General features: G+C 57.9%; 2 protein-coding genes and 1 tRNA gene. 1 reads left to right on the forward strand and 2 read right to left on the reverse strand.

Going from position 1 to position 2,236, the window contains the following annotated elements:
• The first annotated feature begins 394 nt into the window (after positions 1 to 394).
• Complete coding sequence (locus tag AC1DT3_RS18560) at positions 395 to 1,294, forward strand: acyltransferase family protein (protein ID WP_477466700.1); 900 nt, start codon at positions 395 to 397, stop codon at positions 1,292 to 1,294.
• 405 nt (positions 1,295 to 1,699) lie between these two features.
• Here AC1DT3_RS18560 and AC1DT3_RS18565 read toward each other — a convergent pair.
• Together AC1DT3_RS18565 and AC1DT3_RS18570 are read right to left on the reverse strand one after the other, a co-directional pair.
• Positions 1,700 to 1,776: transfer RNA gene (locus tag AC1DT3_RS18565), tRNA-Arg, on the reverse strand.
• Between the two features lie 93 nt (positions 1,777 to 1,869).
• On the reverse strand, positions 1,870 to 2,236 hold a 367-nt coding region (locus AC1DT3_RS18570), incomplete at its 5' end, for a sensor histidine kinase (protein WP_477466701.1).

A 2,236-nucleotide genomic window follows, 5' to 3' on the forward strand; every position in this document is an offset into this window, starting at 1 on the left:
CCTTTAGCAATTCGTAGTCATACTCGAAGTGCACGCCATCTTGACGCCTTCAGGACTGCGTTGGTGAGCGAAACGACATCTGCAAAGCAACGTAGTCAGCCCCACTTGGTGCCGAACGCGTGACCTGAACGCTCACTCGACCTTGATGGCGGAAATCAGGCATACACCATGAAACTCAATGAAGCCGCTCGCAATGTCTTCCGGCCCAGACTGACCTACGAGGAATTTTCAAGAACAAGCAGTTTTACTGGTCTTGATGGAATTCGCGCAATCGCGGTCGGGCTCGTTCTGACAACACACTATGGCGGCCCTGGATGGACTTGGTTGTCCGGTTGGCTCGGAGTGCAGATCTTCTTCGTTCTGTCGGGCTTCCTGATCACTCCTTTTGCGCGAGATGGCTGCGAACGGCCGGGTATCCTTGCCGGCATTCTTCATTCGTCGTGCTTTCCGCATAGCACCAGTCTATTTCTTCCTGCTTATTATCTTCGGCGCGCAATCCTACTTTATCGGCAATGCCTATTGGGCGACCTTCAAAGACGCGCTGCCCTACTACGTCTCCTTCATGAACGAGCTTCGTTTCGGAAACTGGGGACCGACATGGACGCTCGGGATCGAATGGAAGTTCTATCTCGTGTGGCCGGTTTTGGCATTCGCTCTACCGATGCGTGCCACTACTCGAATCGTGATCGCCTTCGCCTGCATTGGGATCATGATTCTCTACTGGTACACGATCTGGCTCAGCCCGTATTACTACACCGTTCTCCTGTTCGGTGCGCTGCTGGCAATGGCCTTGAATACGCGAGCGGGCTTTGCCCTCTTTCAGCCGTTCACGACGCCAGCAGGCGCGTTGGTCGCAACGGCCCTTCTCGTCTGCACACAGGCGGTATCGTCGCATCTCAATGCACGGCTCGGCGACGCGAACATGGTCATCGTGTATGGTCTCATCGTCGTTCCATTCCTCGTTGCGGCTCTCGCACCAACGCCGTTGCGAGCGGTCCTCAGCCACCGGGCGCTCTCGTTTATCGGCCGCCGCTCGTACTCGATCTATCTCGTGCAGGTGATGGCGTTTCAAGCTGTTTCAGGCGTTTTCCTCGGTGCGAAGACCAGCTCCTACGCGTTGTTCCTGACCGCGGCGATGGCGATCATCTTCGCCGACCGGCTCTATCAATGGGTCGAGAAGCCAATGATCAACGTCGGCCGACGTCTGGCTGAGAGGTTCCGGACAGACGGCGAGCGCGCTGCCGCAAGGCTGGCCCGACCGATTGTGGCGGCTGATGCGACAACCAAGGGGTGACGCAAGATGAATCTCGAACGAGATTCCTCGCTCTTGGCCTCATTCGGTGCTGCCACGTTTGTGATTGTACCCTGATTCTAGTGTACAGTTGACACCATGCCGCGGGATCAGTGGCTGGAGCCAGCGATCTCAGTTTGCGAAAGTCAGGACCACGTCATCGGGACCTGCCAAGAATCGAAGTTGCGAAGCCATTAAGCAACGTGAGTCTTTATGGCTCGCGCCCATCCTCCATACCTTCAGCCATCATGTCGGGGAGCCAAGCGATCGCTATGCTCACCCGCCACAGAACAGTCATCAATATACGGTTGCTAGCTCAGGGAACAGGTGCAGAGCGCCGCCAGAGTTCCCGGAAACCAAAGCCCCAAAGAACCCTACAAAAATCTTACTCGCTCTCAAGCTAAGTAATGGCGCGCCCGAAAGGATTCGAACCTCTGACCCCCAGATTCGTAGTCTGGTGCTCTATCCAGCTGAGCTACGGGCGCCCTTGGCACGCTGCTTGGGTAAGCAGCAATGTGCGGAGGCCGGTCGTTTAGAGCTTTCTGCGGCGCTTGGCAACCCTCCTGGCGACGCTTTCGTCAAAGAGTGTCCTCCCCTTTTCCGCGATCGGGAATGGTGAAGCGGAACGTGGCTCCGAGCGGCGTTTCTTCCAACGCGATGGTTCCGCCGTGCAGGGCCACGAGTTCGGCGGCAATGGCAAGGCCAAGTCCGCTGCCGCCGTTGTGGGACGAGACCTGAAAGGCGCCGAAAATATTCGCGCGGACGCGGTCCGGAACGCCCGGCCCGTTATCCTCGACCGAGATCGAAACGTCGCTCCCCTGCCGCTCGGCCCGCAAAACGATTCGCGGCTGCCCGTCGCTGGCGCCGGCTTGCCGGAGCGCCTGGACGGCGTTGCGGATGAGATTGACGAGAATGCGCGAGAGCTGATCCTGATCGGCATCGATC

The sequence above is a fragment of the Microvirga sp. P4_G7 genome, assembly GCF_056401005.1.